Here is a 19719-nt window from a genome sequence, read left to right on the forward strand (position 1 = left end):
CCGGGGGTGGGGCACTTGCAGCGGTGTTTTTTGACGGTTGCGTGAGGGATACCTGCCAAGGGCGCGTATCCCATGCATGATGCCGAACGACAGTTTCCATCGCTCCCTGCTGCAGCGCAGGCGTTTCCTGGCCCTTGGCGGCGCCTTTGCGGGCAGCCTCGGCATGGCGGGCCTGTTCCCGGCCTGGGCGCGAAGCGGCACGCCGGGCATCGTTCACGCCAGTACCGATTCCGGCGTTCTTTCGGGCAATTCCATCGCGCTGCAGATCGGGGAGAGCCACTTTTCGACCGGTGGCCGTTCGGGGCACGCGGTAACCGTCAACGGCACGCTGCCGGCGCCGCTGTTGCGCCTGCGTGAAGGCGAAAAGGTGCGGATCGCCGTCACCAACCGCCTGAAAGAGCAGACCTCGATCCACTGGCACGGGCTGCTGGTGCCGTTCCAGATGGACGGCGTTCCGGGCGTGAGCTTCCCCGGCATCGATCCCGGCGAGACGTTCGTCTACGAGTTCCCGCTCATCCAGTCGGGCACGTACTGGTATCACTCGCACTCGGGCATGCAGGAGGCGGAAGGGCTGTTTGGTCCGATCGTCATCGATCCCGCCGGTGCCGATCCGATCGCCTGCGACCGTGAGCATGTGCTGGTGCTGTCGGACTGGAGCCCGATCCATCCGCACGAACAGATGCGCCGCCTGAAGATGATGGGCGGCTATTTCAACCGCCAGCGCCAGACGCTGTCGGGACTGCTCGCGGGCAAGGACCAGTCGCTGGCCGACCGCCTCGCCTGGGCCAAGATGCGCATGGACGCGACCGACATCTCGGACGTGACCGGCTCGACCTACAGCTTCCTCGTCAACGGCCACGGCAATGCGGAGAACTGGACCGGGCTTTTTGCACCGGGCGAGAAAGTGCGCCTGCGCGTCATCAATGCGTCGGCGATGACCAACTTCAACTTCCGCATTCCCGGCCTGCCGCTGACCGTGGTGGCGGCGGACGGCAATCCCGTGCAGCCGGTCGAGACCGATGAAGTGCAGATCGCGATTGCCGAGACTTACGACTTCATCGTCGAGCCCGGTTCGGCGGAAAGCTACGGCGTGATCGCCGAGGCTATCGACCGCTCCGGCCAGGTCCGCGCGACACTGGCGCAGCGGGTGGGCCTTGTCGGAGAAACGCCGAAGCTGCGCGAGCGGCCGGTGCTCACCATGCGCGACATGGGCATGGACATGGAGGGGATGGACATGGGCGAGGGCGGCGTGATCGACCTCAGCAAGCCTGCCAACAGTTCGATGAGCGGCCACTCGATGTCGATGCGCGATCCCTCGGTCGCGCCCGGCGTGAAGATGGGGCCGGGCGTCGCCACGCTCTCGCCGATGCCGGTGGACCGGCTTGCCGACCGCCCGACCGGGCTGGAAAGCGCCGACCACCGCGTGTTGACGTATGCCGACTTGCGCTCGCGCGACCCCAATCCCGATCCGCGCGTGCCGAGCCGCCAGATCGACGTGCATCTGACCGCCAACATGGAACGGTACATGTGGTCGATGGACGGCGAGGCGATGTCGGAAAATCCGGCGCCGATCCCGTTCCGTCTGGGCGAGCGCGTACGCGTCAATCTCGTCAACGACACGATGATGCCGCACCCGATCCACATCCACGGCCACTTCTTCGAACTGGTCAGCGGCGAGCCGGGAAACCGCGCGCGCAAGCACACCATCAACGTGCTGCCGGGCGGAAAGGCGTCGTTCGATCTCACGGCCGATGCCGAGGGCGACTGGGCGTTTCACTGTCACATGCTTCTGCACATGCATGCGGGGATGATGCGCGTGGTGACGGTGCGCCGGGAGGGAGAAGCCTGATGGCTCGGTTCTTCCCGGTCCTCACCTCGCTGCTGCTGGCGACTTCTCCTCTGGCCGTGCAAGCGCAGGAGGCTAATCCCACACCGCCTCAAGCCGACGAACATGCCGGAATGGATCATGCCAGCATGGACCATTCGCAGATGGACATGTCCGGCATGGACATGAGCGCGCCGGATATGAAGGGCATGGATCACTCGGCCCACGCCGTGCCCGCAAGCACGGTCTCCGACGAGCCGGGTGATGCCCCGCCGCCGCCGGTGCCGACCGACTTTCCTGCCGAGCGCTTCTTTGCGCCTGGTCGCATGGCGGCGTCGCGCGCGGCGATGGTGAAGGAGATGAAGTTCAGCACCTTCGCGCTTCAGGTCGATCAACTGGAATTCCGCACCGGCAAGGGCGGGGACGGTTTCGGCTGGGAAGGGCAGGCGTGGTACGGCGGCGATATCGACCGGATCGTATTGGCCAGCGAGGGCGAAGGCACATTCGGCGAGCGGGCCGAACGTATCGAGCTTAATGCCTACTGGCGCCATGCGCTCGATCCCTGGTTCAACCTGCAACTCGGCATGCGGCAGGATTTTCGACCCGATCCGCAGCGCACTTACGCGCTGGTCGGCATCGAAGGGCTGGCGCCGTACTGGTTCGAGCTGCAAGGCCAGTTGCTCGTCTCGAACAAGGGCGATGTCCATGCGCGCGGCAAGGCGGGCTATACCCAGCGCATCACCCAGTCTTTGGTGCTCGAACCTGAAGCCGAGGTGGATTTCGCCTTTCAGGACGTACCGGCGCTGAACGTCGGAGCGGGCTTCGAGCGCCTCGAACTGGGCGCGAGGCTTCGCTATGAACGCAACCGCTCGCTGGCGCCTTACGTGGGAGTCAACTGGGAGCGTAAGCTTGGCGGAACCGCCCGGATTGCGCGGGATGCGGGTGAGGGTGTGTCTGGCGTCTCGGCGGTTTTCGGCGTTCGTGCGATGTTTTGATTGCAGCGCTGAATCGTATTGGAATGGGCGCAATTTGTAATGATTGCGTACCCCCGCAACCACTGATACCGACAATGGCGGAGCAAGAGACCCGGATATGAAGGCCATTCCGGCCGTTTCGTGTTGTGATGCCCATTCCATAATAGCTCCGAACTCGCCGTGAAGCGTGGCAGTCATCTCGCCACGTTTAGCTCCGGGAAACAGTATGACGCGCTCGATCAGACCGCGAATGGCACATGCGGCTTCATCCCGTTCAGACGGATGCTGCAGCGCCTCCGCTAGGCGTTCGACTTTCTTCCGGTAGAATTCCGCAATGTTCGGGTGGATGTCCGGGGTAACATGAGGCGCCTCGCTCATGCGCGCCCGTATGGCATCTTCCTGTGCTTCCAACGCCAGCAGCTTATCGATCAGACCCCGTGTCGACTCACCATCGGCTGCCATGTTCACCAGACGCTCTATGGCCTTCACGACCTTTTTTAGTTCCGCCTTGTCGGAAATCCCTGCGGCGCGCTGCTGTTGATTGAGCCGGTTGGTTTCCTCGACATAGGCATGAATCGCTTCAGCAACAATCTCGGGAGCCATCAACCGGTGGCGCAGACCTTCGAGTACACGCGCCTCAAGCACTTCGCGTTTTATCGAACGAGCGTTTGAGCACGAGCGCCGGCTAGCATGCGCCGAACATGCGAAACGATCCTGTCCGCGCAGAGATACCGGGCCATTACACGCTCCGCAGACGAGCAGACCGGATAGCAACGACTTTGGACGCCGCTGCATATGCAGTTTTGCCGCTGCGTTCTCGCCTTCGATGGAACTAGTGAACTCAATTCGCTGCGAGGTTTGGCGCGCCTTCACAGCCTGCCACAAGTCGTCATCGATAATTCTGAGTTCGGCGACTTCTGCTGTAATCCACTCGGACTGAGGATTGAGGCGTGAGACGCGCTTACCGGTCTGAGGATTCTTCAGATAACGTTGCCGGTTCCAGACGATCCGGCCGATATAGAGCTCGTTGTTAAGGAGGCCAGTTCCGCGCTTGGTGTGTCCGCGTAGTGTAGTGGCCCCCCAGAGCTTACCAAATGGGCCCGGAACTCTCTCTGCGTTGAGCCGCTTGGCTATCGCTAACGGGCTAATGCCGTTCGCATAGTCACGAAATACGCGGCGGATGACCTCGGCTTCTGCTAGGTTGATTGTGCGCTCGCCGCGGATCGGTTCGCCACCAGCGTCAAGGCGCCTCACCAGATCGTAGCCGTAGGACAGGCCGCCGCCAGCCTTTCCCTTCTCGACCCGCCCACGCAAGCCGCGATGTGTCTTCTTCGCAAGATCCTTCAAGAACAGCGCGTTCATCGTGCCCTTGAGGCCGACATGGAGTTCGGAGATTTCGCCTTCGGCGAGAGTGACGATGGTTATGCCGGCAAACTGCAGATGTTTGAAAAGTGTCGCGATGTCGGCCTGGTCACGGGAGATACGATCAAGTGCTTCCGCCAGCAGAAGATCGAACTTCCCCGTCCTGGCATCTTCGAGCAATTGTTGAATGCCTGGACGCAGAGTCACGCTCGATCCGGAAATGGCGGCGTCCATGTAGCTTCCGATCACGCGCCAGCCTTCTCTGGCGGCGTGTTCATGGCAAATGCGCAGTTGGTCTTCAATCGATGATGGACTTTGCCGGTCGGTGGAGTACCGGGCATAGAGCGCAGTGCGGATCATGAAATAGCTCCCGACAGCGGAAGGCCGTCATGCACGCATGACGCCTGCGGCGCCCTTTCCCCCTACGGTTTATTGATTGCGGGTTTCTCTTGGTCGTGAGGCGGAGGTTGTGTCGCGTTTAACTCGCGGGCGATCTGGCGTCCCAGCAGGCGAGCAAGGCAAACCAGGGCATCACGAGTTCGGTTTTGCTGCTCGTCAGCAGGTTCGGGGGCACCATCAATGCCCGCGTCAGTCTCCGGGCGGATCAACGCGCACACCTGTAGGTTCGCAGTCCGGCAAAAGGCTTCTGATTCGTGCACGCTTTGGTGGGCTAGCTCTTCAAATAGTGGCTGACTTCAGCGTCTCGAGGCGCAGTCGACCCAAGGGCTCGGAAGGTGCCGAGTACCTCTCCGAAAAGAGCGAAAGTGTCCAAACTTCGTCGGAGAACGGACATGGAAAACCTACTGTCGAAGAGGCGATCTGTCAGCAATGGGGGCGCGTGATTGAACTTCAAGAGGCTCCAAAGGAAGGCCTTTTCTTGGAATCGTCCACCCGAGTTCCAAGGCGTACACAGGGGCTTTGATGGCTTCGAAAAAAATTTTCACCGACTGGTGCGGATGATTTCGAAAAGGCTTTCAAGATAACGCGATGTCCATTCGCCTATTCTCACCTTTTTATGGGCTGTCCAATGCATGCTCTGGCGCGGAGCATTCATCTGGTCAGTAAAGCCAAGTAAAAAGTACGGAAATGGACACGCGATAATTGCAGTTATCATATAAGCGGATTTGACGCCTTTCTATAAGGTGTTGTCGTTTTCAGGATACGACTGGACGCTCCGGCGCCGCCCAATTTCTGGATCCTGCGTTGAAAGAATACGGCTGGATTCAGGGAAGAATACCGCCGGACGCCTGGATGCTGCGTGGCTGATCTCCAGCGTTTTTCGGCGACACTTTCTTAGCGCATTCACAGGCTAGCCTCTCTTATTCACGACGCTCGGTTTCGGGCCCGCTCTGGGCATTTGCTGCGGCTGGCTGTATTGCGCGGACGACCGGCATCGCTGGCGTTTGTTTCACCGCATTCGGATTGATGGGCTTTTCGGGTTGAAGGGCTGGGCTCGGAGTTCTGCGGCGCTGCCGCATGGGCTACGTCGGCGCAGGCTTCAGCCGGAGAACGAGGGCGCGGAACAGGTCGGCATCCGGACAGGCGGAAGCGAAGGCAATGCGGATGCGGCTAGCACTTTCTACGACGCGCGCAGCGACCTTGAGCAGCCGCAGGCGCAAGGTGGTAAACTCCGCGCTTGCCAGAGCAGCGGTCCTGGGCATCGCCTGCTGGATGCGCCATAGCAGCCAGTATGCGGCAGTGTGCAGTATCAGGCGCATCTGATTGGCATTGGCCGAGCGGCACGAGGTTCGGTCGCTGGCGAGCTGGGACTTGTGGCGCTTGATCAGGTTCTCGGCCTGACCACGCGCGCAGTAGAGCGTGTCGTAGATGTGCTCGGCCGATCCTGTTGCCAACGAGGTGACGACATAGCGGATGTCCATGCCCAGCGTGCTGGCCTCGATCCGTGCAACGACGCGACGCTGGCACTTCCAGGTCTTTGCCCCATAGCGGGTCTCGGCATAGTTGCGCAGGACGGGACACTGACGCTGGGCGCGCTTGACCGCGCAGGCATCGGCGACCGCAACAATGGCGGGATCGGCGCGCAGCGCTGAATTGGTGGGCAGGCCGAACACGTAATCGACGCGGGCCGCATCGCAGTAGGCCATGACCTCGGGTCGACCATAGTGCCCGTCGCCGCGGATAGTGATGTGGGTATCGGGCCAATTACGGCGCAGGTGACGCACCAGGCGTCGGATGTGCCCCGCCGCCTCCTTTCCAGAAGGCGTCTTGCCTGTGCGCAGCAGCATGGCCACCGGCCTGCCGGTCGCGGTGTCGTAGATATGGATCGGTAGGAAGCAGCGCTCCCCATGATGCCCGTTCCAGAACGAGAGCTGTTGATAGCCATGCACGACGTCGCACGTGTCGTCGATATCCAGCGTGACCGCTGTCGGAGGGGCGGGATAGCTGGCGCAGTAGATGTCGATCATCGCGGCCATCATGCTGGCCAGTTCGCGCGTAGTCGGTGCATTTTCCCACCGGCTCATCGTCGGTTGGCTGGCCAGCCCCGCGCCCGATTCCGGCAGCTTGCCGAGCGCCAGGCGGAAGCCTGGATCGTCGCGCAGAGCATCGAGATCATCGGCATCCTCATAGCCGCACGCAATCGCGAACACACGGGCACGCAGAATGTCATCCAGGCGATGGATCACCCGCGCTGGATCGCGCGGATCGGCAATACAAGCCGCCAGGCGCTGGCAAATCCCCATCGCGCGCTCGGCCTGTGCAAGCAGTAGAACACCGCCATCCGAGGTAAGCCGGCCACCGTCGAACGCAGCTGTGATTTTCTTGCGGCCGACTGCTGGGAATCCAAATGAGCTTGCGATATCATCGTTCATGGCGGGTGTGGCCCGTGGCATTTTCTGCCCTGCGGCAGGTTCGGCTTAGACACCCAGTTCCTAATTCAGATCAGAGGCTTACGCCACTCCCGCCAACCCTTCAGGACACTTTTGGTGAATAAGGCGGGCTAGGACAGGCGGGGCAGGGGGCTTCTCTCAACGTCCGCACACTCGGTTCAAACGGGATGGGTGCCAGGCATCTGATCCGCCTCGGACGATGGTCAACCGGGGCTCAAGCGATTACCATACGGGGACAACCGGTCGGTTGACCCCGTTAGATGGATTGTGACAAATGCCCTTGATCGGTTACGCCCGCGTTTCTACCGACGAACAGGATACCTTCGCCCAGATTAGTGAGTTAAGACGCGCAGGCTGTGTAACCCTATTCGAGGACCGGGCCAGCGGCGCTAGCCGCAGCCGTCCGAAACTGGCCAGCGCGCTCGCAGCGGTGGGACAGGGGGACACCCTCGTGGTTGTGCGGATCGATCGCCTCGCACGATCGTTGTCACATTTGCTGGAAATCGTCGAAGCGCTCCGCGCCAAGGGAGCGTATTTTCGCTCGATCAATGATCCGATCGACACCAGCAGCCCGCAAGGGATGCTGATGACACAGATGCTTGGCGCCTTTGCGGAGTTCGAACGTGCGCTTATTCGCGAGCGGACGCGGGCAGGGCTGAAGGCCGCGGTTGCGCGCGGCGCCAGACCGGGAAATCCGAAGATGCGCGCGAGAGACCCGTCGGCGATAGGCGACTTGCGCCACAGTTTGAAGGAAAAGCATCTTCACGAATTGGTCGATGGCCGGCTTCGATGGCTGCCAATCGTCGAGCGGTTGCGACCGCACTTACCCTGGAGCTTGGTGCTCCGGCGTATTCAGGCGCTTAAGCCGCCGGTGCGGTCGTTCTCCGAGCGTACCCTGGTGAAGGCATGCCGAACGTTGGTCGAAGCGGGCTACGCTGATCGGGTGATACTCGAGGCGGCGCCGCGATTGGCTCCCGACAGTCGGATCGCATTGCTGGTGGCCGACAAGCTCAACAACGATCCAGATGCTACTCTTCGCAGCCTCGCGACGTGGTTGAGCAAGGATTTGCGAGAGCCAACGCCGCGCAAAGGTACGCAATGGTCGCCTGAGGGGGTGAGGCGCGTGATTTCTCAGGCGCGGAATTTGGGCTTGATCGTCGTGCCGAAGTTACCGGCGACCTTATCGCCGTGAATGCCGGAGAAGGTCGGCTGCGGGCCGAAAGGCGACTGACAGCTTCCAGCGCAGGAGAGGCATGAAGTTGCCGTACAGATCCACCTCCGCATGCGTTGCTGCTTGACCAAACGCATTCGCCATACGATATGCGCCGGCAAGGCGATGGATTTCCGCCGGGCTTCGGCCGAACCGCCTTCGGGCTGATGATTCCTACCTGATGCGTTTTCGCAACAAGGAGGAATCGTGCGCGCTAAATTCGCAATATTGCTGTCGAACCTGAACGTCCTGACCTTTGTTCGGGACCGGCACGACCATGCTCTGTCCGTGTTGCGTTGGCTGGCGCTCCTTGTTCCCATGGCGGCGGCGGTGGGCAGTCTCTGCGCAGCCTTCCTCTGGAGCCTGGATATTGCCACGCGCACGCGCTTTGCGCATCCATGGCTGCTGTTCCTCCTGCCGGTCGGCGGGTTCGCGGTCGGGCTGCTCTATCATCTGTTTGGCCGCAGCGTCGAAGGCGGCAACAACCTGATCGTCGAGCAGGTCCATGAACCGGGCGGCGGCGTACCTTTGCGCATGGCGCCGCTAATCTTCCTCGGCACCGTTGTCACGCACCTGTTCGGCGGCTCGGCCGGGCGAGAAGGGACGGCTGTGCAGCTGGGCGGCAGCCTTGCCAGCGCCTTCGCCACGATGTTTCGGCTTGATGCCGAGAGTACCCGCATCATCCTGATGGCGGGTATTGCCGCAGGTTTCGGGGCCGTTTTCGGCACACCGCTGGCAGGCGCCGTTTTCGCTCTCGAAGTGCTGGCAGTCGGCCGTGTGGAATATCGGGCGCTGGTGCCGGTACTGATAGCTGCGATTGTCGGCGACTGGACCTGTCACCAGTGGGGAATCCACCACGGATTGTACCATATCGACTATCTCCAGCGCGCGGTCGGACCGATTGCCGTCGACCCGGTGCTTCTGCTCGAGGCGGGCGTTGCCGGTGTGGCGTTTGGACTGGTCGGCCTGCTGTTCTCCGAACTGTCGCACGGCTTCGGCGACTTCGTGAAGCGCCACGTCCGCTTCGGGCCGCTGCGTCCCTTCCTGGGCGGCCTGGCGGTGATCGCTCTGGTCTATCTGCTCGGTACGCGCGACTATCTTGGCCTCGGCGTCTGGGCGCCCGACGCCTCGACACCCACCATCGCCGGCTTTTTCGCGCCGGGGCCTGACTACTGGAGTTGGGCGCTCAAGCTGCTGTTCACGGTCGTGACGCTGGGCACCGGCTTCAAGGGAGGCGAGGTAACGCCGCTGTTCTTCATCGGCGCGGCGCTCGGCCACGCCCTTGGCACCCTATTCGGCGCTCCTGTCGATCTTTTTGCCGGTCTCGGGTTCGTTGCTGTCTTTGCCGGGGCAGCGAACACGCCTTTGGCCTGCACCATCATGGGCATCGAACTGTTCGGTGCTACCCATGCCGTCTACATCGCCGTAGCCTGTTTCGTCGCCTATCTGTGCTCAGGCCACAGCGGCATCTACCTGTCTCAGCAGATTGCCGTCCCCAAGCATCCGCGCATTTCCATCAGCCCCGGCATTACGCTGCGGAGCGTTCGCGCCGCGCGCCCTCAGATCACAAAGCAGGATCTTCGTAAAAATGACTGACACGGCTATTCTCACGTCCAGCGAGATCGGCATGCTGCGTATCTACATGGCGCCGCGTGATACGGCAGAGCCGCGCAAGGCATGGAAGCTGTGGTCAGCACGCCCGCTCTATCGTGAGCTTGTCGTCCAGGCCAAGGCTGCCGGTCTGATGAACGCCGTAGCCCATCATACCCATTACGGCTTCAGCAACCACGGGCCGGTGCTCGATCAGGGCGCGGAAACGAGCAATCCCTATCTGACCATGTGCGTCGAACTGATCGGCCACCGCGCCGATCTTGAACTGTTCTGCCAGCGGCATGCCGCCCTGCTGTCGACGAAGGTGGTCATCTACAAACAGCTCGAACATTGGTCGATCGAAGCCCCGGCAAGGCCGCATCAGGAGAGCAAAGCATAAAGATCCTTTCCGTCATCGTCGGAGCCGACAGCACTGCGACATGCCTCAATGCAGCCGTTCTCGCAGCGCAGAGCGTGGGGGACTGTACAATCGAAGCGCTGAATGTCGTGGTCGATCCCGGCCTGCTCGTTGCCGCCAGCGAAGAGGTCGATATGCAGCGTCTGCGCGAACATTGGGAAGGCACGGCCAGCGAGCGATCGGCCGCCTGCCACACGGCTTTCGTGGCATGGACCGCAGGAGCCGCCCAGGACGCGCCACCCGTTGCCTGGCGAACCATCGTTGGGGATGAGCAAGTCGTGGTGACGCAGGAGGCGAACAATGCCGACCTGCTGGTCGTGATCGCCCACGAGCGAAACATGGACGGCGGGGACGCCCTGCATGCCGCGCTGTTCGATAGCCAGAAACCGGTGCTGATCGTCCCGGTTTCCTGGAAGCCCCAGCCCGGTCAGAGCTTTTCGCGTGTGGCTGCCGGCTTGAGCGACTCCGATGCGGCAAGGCGCGCCATCGAGGCGGCCACGCCCTGGTTGGAAGGCGCCACTGACGTCACCGCTATTCGGATCGGCGATGCAGGTGATCCGGCGCTCAAGCTGGAAGCGCTGCTCGACGATGCAGGGATTGCGCACCAGCTCCACGTCGTGCCGCGCTCGCACGAAAACCTTGGTCAGCAACTCCTGACTGAGGCCCATCTGGCGGGAGCGGATATGCTTGTGACGGGAGCCTATCGGCATAACCAGCTGATCGAATGGTTCGCAGGCGGAACCACCCGGCACCTGCTCGCCAAGGCGGACATCCCGCTCCTGATGGTTCGCTAAGGTTGAAGGGGGCGTGATCTGACGGGCGCATCGACACGACGCAGCAGAGACAGGTAGCATCGCGCGATGATCTCCATCCCGAACCTGACGCTCGCTTATCTGCTGCTCGAATGGGCGATCCGGCTCATCATGGTGGTGGTCATTCCGGTGCGGCGTCCGCCCGAAGCGGCGCGCAGTTGGCTGCTTCTCGTGCTGTTCTTGCCGGTGCCCGCCTTCATCCTGTACCGCCTGATCGGCCGGGCCGCGTTCCCATCCTGGCGGCGGGACCGCTTCAGGCGGGCGGCGCCGGAGCGGGAGAGTGCCGGGCAGGCGCTGATGAGCAGCAAAAGCGCGCCTTCCCGGACAGCTGTGCTTGCACAATGGCTGGGCGGTTTTCCAAACTGTGGGGGCAACGCCCTCCATCTGCTTGAGGACTATGACGGCACGATCGACGCTATGGTGACGGCGATAGATGCAGCCCATGTTCGGGTGCATCTGCTGACCTACATCTTCGCAGACGACCGGACGGGACAGAAAGTCGCAGATGCCCTTGGCCGCGCACATGCACGCGGCGTCGATGTCCGCGTCCTGATCGATGCGCTGGGCTCGCGCCCTTGGGCAAAACGCAGCCTACCGATGCTGGCGGACCGAGGCGTCACTGCCCGCCTGGTCCTGCCGGTTCGCTTCGCGGCGCTTCGCCGTGCGCGAAGCGATCTGCGCAATCACCGCAAGCTGTGCCTGATCGATGGCAGGGTCGCTTTCGTAGGGTCGCAGAATATTGTGAACCGCGATTTCAAGCCCGGGATCGTAAATGACGAACTCGTAGCGCGGGTTGAAGGCCCGGTTGTCTGCGCGCTCGATGCGGTCTTTGCCAGCGACTTGTTCCTTGAGACCGAACAGACCATCGCGGCCTTGCCCGTGCCCGATGCCTCAGGCGCCTCAGAATTGCAGGCGATGCCCAGTGGGCCAGACTACCGCGTGCCCGGCTATGAGCGATTGCTCGTCGAACTCGTTCACGAGGCGCAAGAGAATATCACCATTGTCTCGCCCTATCTGATCCCAGACGAAGCCCTGCTGACCGCGCTCAAGAACGCGGTCGCACGCGGCGTCGCGATCGACCTCGTCGTTTCGCGTGTCGTGGACCAGCGGCTCGTGAACCTTGCCCAGCGATCCTATTATAGCGAACTGCTCGAGGCGGGCGTACGCCTCCACCTCTACCGCGACAGGTTGCTGCACGCGAAGAACGTATCGATCGATGGCCGCATGGCCGTCATCGGATCCAGCAATGCCGATGTTCGCTCCTTCATGCTGAATGCCGAGATCAGCCTGATCTTGCATGATGAAGCGTCCACCGGACCTCTCGCGGATGTCCAACGGGGATACATCCGCCGAAGCGACTGACTTTTGCTGGAGGAATGGCGTGATCGCCCGCGTGTTTCCCGCTTCTGCGAAAATCTAGCTCGCCTCGTCAGTCCTTTGCTGTGACCTCGCGCCTGCGGTGCCGGAAGTGTGCGGCGAGGCCGACGAGGAGCAGCACCGCGAGTACGGGCAGCAGAACATGGCCCACATCGCGGACGCGGCCAAAAGCAGCCTCGATGCCCTCACCGAACAGGTAACCCAGGGTCACGAAGACTGTCGCCCAGACCACGGCCGCCAATGCGTTGATAGCCATGAAGCGGGAGGCAGGAAGCGCGGTCGTGCCGATCGCGATGGGGCTGACAGTGCGCAGGCCATACAGAAAGCGGAAGCCGAACACGAACAGCACTGGCCGCTGCTCGAACACATCGATGGCGCGGCGGAACGCGGCTTTCTGCTGGACGCGCTGAACGTAGCGATGATTGCGGAACCGGCGGCCGAGGGCAAAGAAGATCTGATCCGCGACGAAGGAACCGAGCGCCGCCGCTGCTATGGCGGCGGGGTACGCGATCAGGCCACGGTGGACCATCACGCCGCCCAGCACGACTACCGTCTCGCCTTCGATGCCCGCACCAAGGAACAGAGCCGCAAGGCCGTACTGGCTAAGGATCGCTTCAAGCGTCACGGCTTCTGCCGCTGGACCACCGCGCCAGCCTCATCCGGCGCGCCGGAACGGATTACGAGGAAGCGGCGCTCTGCAGGCGCGGCATCCTTGACGATCTGCCGGATCGGGCCAACCGCATTGACGATCGCCGCGCCTGCCGGATTGGTCATGAACTTGGCCAGCGGCTCGATTGTACCGGTGCCATCCTGACGTGCCGCCAGACCCAGCGTAAAGGTCTGCTTGGGCGCCAGTCCGGCGACGGCAGCCTGCAGGATCTGGACCTGCCCCTGATCGAACAGCGACACCTGGCTCTGTCCCTGACCTTCCAGGACGACCTGCGCTTTCCCCTGCGCCTTGGCGAGCGGCACGAGGTTGTCGAGGCCTTGCCCCGAAGGCACGGCGCCGGGCACATAGGCGACGCCCTGCGGGCCCTGTCCGATCGGGATCGTGGCAATGACCTTGTTCGTGGCCGTATCTATGACGGCGACTGCATCGTCATTTTCCAGCCCGACATAGATCCGGCTGCCATCGCCTGAGGGCCAGAGCCCATGCGGCAGCGCGCCGACCGGCACCGAGGCGACTTGTTCGAAAGTGTCGGTCCGGAAGACCTTGACGATATTCTGCGTGCCGACCGTTACATAGGCGAACTGGCCTTTAGCTGTCCTGGCGATGTTGACGTGGTTGGTGATCGGCCCGGTGTCGATCGTCTTCATCACGGCGAAGGGCGGCTTGGCGTCGAAGACCATCACCTTGCCGACGTCCTTGAGCGTCAGCCATACCTGCTTGCCGTCAGGCGTGGCGGCGATGTCGGGGCAGAAGGGGCTGTCCTGCTTCACGCGGCCAACGATGCGCTTTGACCTGGTGTCGATGACGACGGTTTCTGGCGAGAAGCTGGAACAGACGTAGCCATATTTCCCATCGGGCGAGAAGATCGTCATGCCCGGCCCGTTGGGGACAGCAATACGGCCCGTCTCCTTGAAGGTGGTCCCGTCGAGCACCGCTATATAATCCTCGCCGCGCACGCTCACCCAGGCTTCTCGGCCATCGGGCCGGAAGAAGGCTTCATGCGGGGAGCGCCCGACATAGGCGGTGTGCTTCACGGCATTGGTCGCGGTATCGATGAAGCTGACCGAGTTGGACCCGATCGACACGACCGCCAGGGTACGGCGATCAGGCGAGAAGCCCATGCCATGCACCAGAAGCTGGCCGCGATAGAGCGGGCTGAGATTTGCAGGCGTAGGATCGCCGAGCTTGATGACACCCAGCAGCGTGTTCGTCGACGGATCGATGACCGATACCGTGTTGGAAAACTGGTCCGAAGTGTAGAAGCGGTCCTGCGCACTGACTGCCCTGTCGGGCTGGGCATTGGGGACCTGCTGCGCAGATGCCGGGAGTGCGACCAGGGCAGCCGCTATCGGCAAGGTGCATGACACGATGCTCAGCGTCTTGTTCATTTGTCGTCTCCCATGTGATGATGCGCGCCGGCAGCGGGGCCGGTCTTTTCGGCGAGGATGTCCTGCATGACGGCGATCTCCTGCCGCTGCTCGACGATGATGCCCTGAGCCAGACGGCGCAGGCGTTCGTCTTTTCCATACCTGAGTTCCGCTTCCGCCATCTCGATTGCGCCCTGGTGATGGGGGATCATTATTGCCGCGAAGTCGCGGTCCGGGTCGCCCGATGGCGCATTCATCATCGCATGGTGCATCCGCTCCATGGAGGCTGCCATCTGGCTTGCGAAGCCATCGGGCGATGTCGCCAGTGCGGCCGCCGATGCTGTCGCCGCGCAAAGGCCGGCCAATCCCCATAGCAGTTTCAAGTGAAGCCCTTTCGTCATGGCGCTCCGGCGATAACGCCCACAGCGGACGCAAGTGTCATCGTCGCAGTGCGCAACGGAAAAAATGCGAGCTGCTGAGGAGCATGTGCGCCAACGCAGGCGTTGCCTATCGAACGGATGGCGCAACCGTCGCGATCGATCCAACCGATGATTTTTGTAGTTTCGACAGGATTTGACGATCAATGGTCTGGCTGGATGATCCCGCGTTGATCGCCGAACGCAAAGCGGCTCTTGGTGCGCCGCACATCGCGCCGCTGGAGATATGGCGTGAGGGGCTCGTTGGCGCAGGACACCCGGTGCCGCATTTCGACCCGTTCGATGGCGGCATAAATGCGCGCCTTCTCCTGCTTCTTGAGACGCCGGGGCCCGGGCCTGATCGCACTCGCTTCGTGTCGCGGGACAATCCGTCAGGCACAGCTCGGAACCTTCGCCGCTATCTTGAGGCTGCAGGCATTGGCCGAAACGACATCGTTCAGTGGAACTGCGTGCCCTGGATCGTCCACGCCCCCGGCGCCCGCAATCGCGCACTGCGCCGCGCAGAGATTGCCGAGGGTCTCGCAACGCTTCCCGGCCTGCTTGCGAAACTGCCGTGCGTGCGGGTCTGCATATTGGCGGGACGGGTGGCTGCAGGTGCGGAGGCGCTTATCAAAGAGGCGCGGCCCGATGTATCAATCATCACCATGCCCCATCCTAGTCCGGCCAATGTCTGCAACAGTCCTGATGTCGGCCAACGGATCGCGAGCGCGCTGGTGGCCGCCAGGACCGTACTAATCGAATGATCTTAAAATACGATTGGAATGATATAATCAATGCGTTGGAGTGATTGATAGGGCTGAGGTATCGATGGTGACAGGAGATCACCATGACCCTTGAACAATTGCGCATCTTTGTAGGTGTCGCCGAACGCGAACATATGACGCGGGCCGCAGAGGCACTGGGCGTGACCCAGTCCGCCGCCAGCGCCGCGATTGCCACACTGGAAGCCAGACATGACGTTCCGCTCTTCAACCGCGTGGGTCGCGGCATCGAACTGACCGAGGCGGGTCGCATGTTCCTCGATGAGGCACGCGCCGTCCTTGGCCGCGCCGCGACGGCGGAGCTTACCCTGGCCGAGTATGGCGGCCTGAAGCGCGGAACCCTGCGCCTTGTCGCCAGCCAGACCATCGCCAGCTACTGGCTCCCTTCGCGCCTCGCCCAGTTCCACAGCCGTCACCCGGCGATCCGCGTCGAACTCGCAATCGACAACAGCGAAGGTGCGGCAGCGCGGGTACTGGATGGCCGCGCGGAACTGGGCTTTGTCGAAGGTTCGATCGACCAGCCCGCACTCGCCCACTGGAAAGTCGGCGAGGACCGGATGCTGCTTATCTCGGGGCAGGCTGTCGATACCATCAATGAGGACTGGGTGCGCGGCGCCAACTGGATCGTGCGAGAGCACGGGTCCGGCACGCGGTCGAGTTTCGAGGATGTGCTGCGTGATCGCGGTATCGATCCGGCAGACCTGGACATCGCCATGACGCTGCCGTCCAACGAAGCCGTACGGTCTGCTGTCGAGGCCGGCGCTGGCGTCGCGGTCCTGTCCGAACTGGTGGTGCGCCGCGCGCTTGCTGCGGGGCACCTTCATGAATTGCCGCTCGCGATGCCAGCCCGTCCATTTGAGGCGTTACGCCACAAGGAACGGTATCGCACTCGGGCAGCCGACGCGCTGACCGAACTGGTCAAGGAGTTTGGATGATGACCACGGATATCAAGCCCATCCTCGAAGGGATGCGCCCGCTCAGCCGGCTCGATCACCCGCGCGAGATGATCCGCCAGTTCACGCCCAACTGGTTTGCCGCAACCATGGGCACGGGCATCCTTGCGCTGGCCCTCCCGCAGATGCCGGGCATCGGCGCTTCGCTCAAGCCGATGGGAGAAGTGATGTGGTTCTTTAACATCGGGCTCTTCACCCTTTTTACCGCGCTCTATACCGCGCGCTGGATCCTGTTCGGCCACGAAGCGCGGCGCATCTTCGGGCACAATACCGTATCGATGTTCATCGGCACGATCCCGATGGGCCTCGCCACGATCATCAACGGCTGTCTCGCATTCGGTATCGCGCGCTTCGGCGAGGGCATCGTGCCGGTCGCCACGGTCTTGTGGTGGATCGACGCCGCCATGGCGGTGAGCTGCGGTGTGCTGATCCCGTACTTCATGTTCACGCGCCACCAGCATTCACTCGATGGGATGACGGCGGTGTGGCTGCTGCCGGTCGTGGCGGCCGAAGTGACGGCTGCCAGCGGAGGACTGTTGGCGCCGCATCTGGCGCAGGGCAGCGCACAGTTTGGGATGCTCGTCACGTCCTACATCCTGTGGGCCTATTCGGTCCCGGTCGCCTTCAGCATCCTGGCGCTGCTGATCCTGCGCATGGCGCTGCACAAGCTGCCGCATGAGGGCATGGCCGCATCGAGCTGGCTGGCACTCGGCCCCATCGGCACCGGCGCGCTGGGCATGCTGGTTCTGGGCGGCGATGCGCCTGCGATCATGGCCGGGCATGGGCTGGCCGATGTCGGCGCTGTCGCCCAGGGTATCGGCACAATCGCCGGCCTGCTGCTCTGGGGGTTTGGCCTCTGGTGGCTGGCGCTCGCCTCGCTCATCACCTGGCGCTACTGGCGGGCAGGTATCCCGTTCAACCTTGGCTGGTGGGGTTACACCTTCCCGCTAGGCGTCTTCACCGTGGCAACCTTTCGCCTTGGCACGACCCTGAACCTTGCCTTCTTCGGTATCGTCGGCACCGCCCTGACCCTGGCGCTCGCGCTGATGTGGATCGTGGTGGCCGCCAAGACCCTGATCGGCGGATGGCGCGGCAATCTGTTCGTATCACCCTGTATCGCCGCTACAAACTGATCGGGCATTGCGATCAGTAACGGCGTTCTGATCGCTTGCTTCTCACAGCAGCACCCGCCACCATTTTGCCCGAGAGGATACGACCATGGACAGACTGGATGCTGAGCTCGCGGCCGAAACAAGCCGCCGCCGTTTCCTGCAGAATGCCGCGCTCGGCGGTGCAGCCATCGCTGCCGCACCCGCTCTGGCGCAAGGCATCACGCAGGGTCTGACCGACCTGCATCTCCCCGGCGGCAATGCGCAGCGCCCAATGACGAGCGCATTTCCCGGCAAAGGAAGCATGATCCTCCAGCGCGTCCATCCGCCGTTGCTGGAAACACCGATGGATGTCTTCGACCGAGATGTGTTCACCCCCAATGACCAGTTCTTCGTGCGCTGGCATTGGGCGGACATCCCGACCTCGATCGACGTCGATGCCTTCCGGCTCACTATCCGCGGGCACGTCAACAAGCCGATCGCAATCAGCCTCGAACAGCTGATGCGCCTGCCGCGGGTGGAGATGGCCGCGGTGAACCAGTGCTCGGGCAATTCGCGCGGGCTGTTCCAGCCCCGCGTCCCCGGCGCGCAGTGGGGCAACGGGGCGATGGGCAATGCGAAGTGGCTCGGCGTGCGCCTGCGCGATGTGCTCGATCTGGCCGGGGTGAAGGCGGGGGCGGTCCAGGTCCGGTTCGGGGCGCTCGATCAACCTGTGGTCGCCGGTGCCCCGGACTTCGAGAAGGCGCTCGACATCGATCATGCCCGCGACGGCGAAGTGATGATCGCCTTCGGCATGAACGGCACGCAGCTGCCGCTCCTCAACGGCTTCCCGATCCGGCTGATCGTGCCGGGCTGGTACTCGACTTACTGGGTCAAGATGCTGAACGACATCGAGGTCTTGCCCGGGCCTGATGACGAATACTGGATGGCCAAGGCCTACAAGATCCCGGCGACGCCGGGCGCCAATGTAAAGCCCGGCGCCAAGGACTTCCCAACCGTTCCGATCAACCGCATGATCCCGCGTTCGTGGGTTACCAGTCTGGGCGAAGGTCAGCGGATCGCACACGAGGCCTCGATCCCGCTCGGCGGTATTGCCATGGGCGGCGACTGCGGCGTGGCACGGGTCGATGTGTCCACCGACGGCGGTCGCCACTGGTTTGCAACCAAGCTCGGACCGGACCACGGGAAGTACAGTTTCCGGCGGTGGGACGCCCAGGTTCCCTTGCCCGGCCCCGGAAAGACGTCGCTTATGTCGCGCTGCTGGAATACGGCAGGCGTCGCACAGCCGATGGCGCCGATCTGGAACCCTGGCGGTTTCATGCGCGGCAATATCGAAACCACTACCATCGTGACGGCATAAGGAGCTTTGGCATGAAAGCGCCAACCCCAGGCATGCTGGCCGTCGGACTGCTCGGCGTGACCGTCTTCACCCTCATGATGGTGGGCCCTCCCGGCAGCTACACCCCGCTGCCCGAACCCCAATCCACAGGGCCTACACCCAGCAGCATTTCCGTGAACGGCTTTACCATGACCTCGGATACGGTCGATCTTCCTATCGATGAGCAGCAATATCCCGATGGCCCTCATGCCGATGTCATCAATGCGAATTGCACGTCTTGCCATTCCGCCAGCATGGCGATGACCCAGCCAGTGCTTTCAGCGGACCAGTGGAAGGCAACGGTCACCAAGATGAAGGATGTCTACAAGGCTCCCGTGGCGGACAAGGACATTCCGGCTATCGTCGACTATCTGACGGCGATGAGTGCAGCGCAGGATGGGGCGCCGACCGGAAAGGCTCAGGATACCGCCCCCGGCACCGCGCCGGATGCCTCCGGAGGAACGGGTTGAGGCGCCAAGCTGCGTAACGTCTGCTTTCAGGCGCTACCCTAGGAGCATTGAGCGGCGGGAATGGGCGCATGTTGCCCAATCGCGGGACGGAATGGAATTGATGAAATCCAGCAGAAGCGCCGCATTCAGGTGCGCGCCGCCAACCTCCTAAGTTAAT

The 19719-nt window shown here is 62.6% G+C and carries 16 protein-coding genes, 1 pseudogene and 1 riboswitch; of the genes and pseudogenes, 12 read left to right on the forward strand and 5 right to left on the reverse strand.

What is annotated here, in order from left to right:
• Nucleotides 1-76: 76 nt before the first annotated feature.
• A complete protein-coding gene (locus tag DM450_RS19115) occupies nt 77-1849 on the forward strand; it encodes a copper resistance system multicopper oxidase (protein ID WP_260610566.1) in 1773 nt (590 codons plus the stop codon).
• 335 nt (nt 1850-2184) lie between these two features.
• Complete coding sequence (locus DM450_RS19120) at nt 2185-2820, forward strand: copper resistance protein B (protein ID WP_260610647.1); 636 nt, start codon at nt 2185-2187, stop codon at nt 2818-2820.
• Between the two features lie 651 nt (nt 2821-3471).
• Here DM450_RS19120 and DM450_RS26320 read toward each other — a convergent pair.
• Nucleotides 3472-4521, reverse strand: a pseudogene (locus DM450_RS26320) (recombinase family protein); the annotation flags it as partial.
• Nucleotides 4522-5642: 1121 nt separating this feature from the next.
• Nucleotides 5643-6992, reverse strand: coding sequence for an IS1380-like element ISSp1 family transposase (locus tag DM450_RS19135; protein ID WP_013039775.1), 1350 nt, complete (start codon nt 6990-6992; stop codon nt 5643-5645).
• Nucleotides 6993-7284: 292 nt separating this feature from the next.
• On the opposite strand from DM450_RS19135, the gene DM450_RS19140 reads away from it, so the two are divergent.
• The 5 genes from DM450_RS19140 (at nt 7285) to DM450_RS19160 (ending at nt 12402) form a co-directional block, all read left to right on the forward strand.
• Nucleotides 7285-8202 (forward strand): recombinase family protein, encoded by a 918-nt coding sequence (locus DM450_RS19140; protein ID WP_017503726.1) that lies wholly within the window; start codon nt 7285-7287, stop codon nt 8200-8202.
• A 131-nt stretch (nt 8203-8333) separates the two neighbouring features.
• Nucleotides 8334-8404: riboswitch (Fluoride riboswitch) on the forward strand.
• A gap of 23 nt (nt 8405-8427) precedes the next feature.
• On the forward strand, nt 8428-9816 hold the full coding sequence (locus DM450_RS19145; protein ID WP_010339505.1) for a voltage-gated chloride channel family protein: 1389 nt from the start codon (nt 8428-8430) through the stop codon (nt 9814-9816).
• On the forward strand, nt 9809-10210 hold the full coding sequence (locus tag DM450_RS19150) for a DUF190 domain-containing protein (protein WP_008830660.1): 402 nt from the start codon (nt 9809-9811) through the stop codon (nt 10208-10210). The genes DM450_RS19145 and DM450_RS19150 overlap by 8 nt, the downstream gene beginning before the upstream one ends.
• Nucleotides 10162-11022: a universal stress protein gene (locus DM450_RS19155; protein WP_260610571.1), complete on the forward strand. Its 861-nt coding sequence runs from the start codon at nt 10162-10164 to the stop codon at nt 11020-11022. Before DM450_RS19150 ends, DM450_RS19155 begins: the two co-directional genes overlap by 49 nt.
• A gap of 129 nt (nt 11023-11151) precedes the next feature.
• A complete protein-coding gene (locus DM450_RS19160; RefSeq protein WP_260610573.1) occupies nt 11152-12402 on the forward strand; it encodes a phospholipase D-like domain-containing protein in 1251 nt (416 codons plus the stop codon).
• Between the two features lie 67 nt (nt 12403-12469).
• On the opposite strand, the gene DM450_RS19165 is transcribed toward DM450_RS19160, so the two are convergent.
• Genes DM450_RS19165 through DM450_RS19175 form a run of 3 tightly spaced genes read right to left on the reverse strand, consistent with a single transcriptional unit; the run spans nt 12470 to nt 15038 of the window.
• On the reverse strand, nt 12470-13042 hold the full coding sequence (locus DM450_RS19165; protein WP_142638292.1) for a DedA family protein: 573 nt from the start codon (nt 13040-13042) through the stop codon (nt 12470-12472).
• Entirely contained in the window at nt 13039-14475 is a 1437-nt protein-coding gene (locus DM450_RS19170) for a beta-propeller fold lactonase family protein (protein ID WP_142638294.1), read from the reverse strand. Before DM450_RS19170 ends, DM450_RS19165 begins: the two co-directional genes overlap by 4 nt.
• Nucleotides 14472-15038, reverse strand: coding sequence for a DUF305 domain-containing protein (locus tag DM450_RS19175; protein ID WP_243692798.1), 567 nt, complete (start codon nt 15036-15038; stop codon nt 14472-14474). Before DM450_RS19175 ends, DM450_RS19170 begins: the two co-directional genes overlap by 4 nt.
• On the opposite strand from DM450_RS19175, the gene DM450_RS19180 reads away from it, so the two are divergent.
• The 5 genes from DM450_RS19180 (at nt 15038) to DM450_RS19200 (ending at nt 19562) form a co-directional block, all read left to right on the forward strand.
• The gene (locus tag DM450_RS19180) at nt 15038-15634 is read left to right on the forward strand and encodes a uracil-DNA glycosylase (protein WP_008830654.1); all 597 of its coding nucleotides are present in this window, start codon (nt 15038-15040) and stop codon (nt 15632-15634) included. The two genes, DM450_RS19175 and DM450_RS19180, sit on opposite strands and share 1 nt — an antisense overlap.
• A gap of 83 nt (nt 15635-15717) precedes the next feature.
• Nucleotides 15718-16587, forward strand: a complete 870-nt coding sequence (locus DM450_RS19185) for a LysR family transcriptional regulator (protein WP_008830653.1) — start codon at nt 15718-15720, stop codon at nt 16585-16587.
• Nucleotides 16584-17738 carry a TDT family transporter gene (locus DM450_RS19190; protein ID WP_185928826.1) on the forward strand — a complete coding sequence of 385 codons (1155 nt, stop codon included), beginning with the start codon at nt 16584-16586 and terminating at the stop codon, nt 17736-17738. Before DM450_RS19185 ends, DM450_RS19190 begins: the two co-directional genes overlap by 4 nt.
• An 85-nt stretch (nt 17739-17823) precedes the next feature.
• Nucleotides 17824-19074, forward strand: a complete 1251-nt coding sequence (locus tag DM450_RS19195; protein WP_008830651.1) for a molybdopterin-dependent oxidoreductase — start codon at nt 17824-17826, stop codon at nt 19072-19074.
• A gap of 11 nt (nt 19075-19085) precedes the next feature.
• Nucleotides 19086-19562 carry a hypothetical protein gene (locus DM450_RS19200; RefSeq protein WP_008830650.1) on the forward strand — a complete coding sequence of 159 codons (477 nt, stop codon included), beginning with the start codon at nt 19086-19088 and terminating at the stop codon, nt 19560-19562.
• Nucleotides 19563-19719 lie beyond the last annotated feature (157 nt).

The sequence above is a fragment of the Sphingomonas sp. IC081 genome, assembly GCF_006874585.1.
Lineage (GTDB): Bacteria > Pseudomonadota > Alphaproteobacteria > Sphingomonadales > Sphingomonadaceae > Novosphingobium.

What these genes read in the sequence shown, in the direction of transcription:
- DM450_RS19115 (WP_260610566.1), top strand. Translation starts at nt 77, where the DNA reads ATGATGCCGAACGACAGTTTCCATCGCTCCCTGCTGCAGCGCAGGCGT.
- DM450_RS19120 (WP_260610647.1), top strand. Translation starts at nt 2,185, where the DNA reads ATGAAGTTCAGCACCTTCGCGCTTCAGGTCGATCAACTGGAATTCCGC.
- DM450_RS19135 (WP_013039775.1), bottom strand. Translation starts at nt 6,992, where the DNA reads ATGAACGATGATATCGCAAGCTCATTTGGATTCCCAGCAGTCGGCCGC.
- DM450_RS19140 (WP_017503726.1), top strand. Translation starts at nt 7,285, where the DNA reads ATGCCCTTGATCGGTTACGCCCGCGTTTCTACCGACGAACAGGATACC.
- DM450_RS19150 (WP_008830660.1), top strand. Translation starts at nt 9,809, where the DNA reads ATGACTGACACGGCTATTCTCACGTCCAGCGAGATCGGCATGCTGCGT.
- DM450_RS19160 (WP_260610573.1), top strand. Translation starts at nt 11,152, where the DNA reads ATGGTGGTGGTCATTCCGGTGCGGCGTCCGCCCGAAGCGGCGCGCAGT.
- DM450_RS19170 (WP_142638294.1), bottom strand. Translation starts at nt 14,475, where the DNA reads ATGAACAAGACGCTGAGCATCGTGTCATGCACCTTGCCGATAGCGGCT.
- DM450_RS19180 (WP_008830654.1), top strand. Translation starts at nt 15,038, where the DNA reads ATGGTCTGGCTGGATGATCCCGCGTTGATCGCCGAACGCAAAGCGGCT.
- DM450_RS19185 (WP_008830653.1), top strand. Translation starts at nt 15,718, where the DNA reads ATGACCCTTGAACAATTGCGCATCTTTGTAGGTGTCGCCGAACGCGAA.
- DM450_RS19190 (WP_185928826.1), top strand. Translation starts at nt 16,584, where the DNA reads ATGATGACCACGGATATCAAGCCCATCCTCGAAGGGATGCGCCCGCTC.
- DM450_RS19195 (WP_008830651.1), top strand. Translation starts at nt 17,824, where the DNA reads ATGGACAGACTGGATGCTGAGCTCGCGGCCGAAACAAGCCGCCGCCGT.
- DM450_RS19200 (WP_008830650.1), top strand. Translation starts at nt 19,086, where the DNA reads ATGAAAGCGCCAACCCCAGGCATGCTGGCCGTCGGACTGCTCGGCGTG.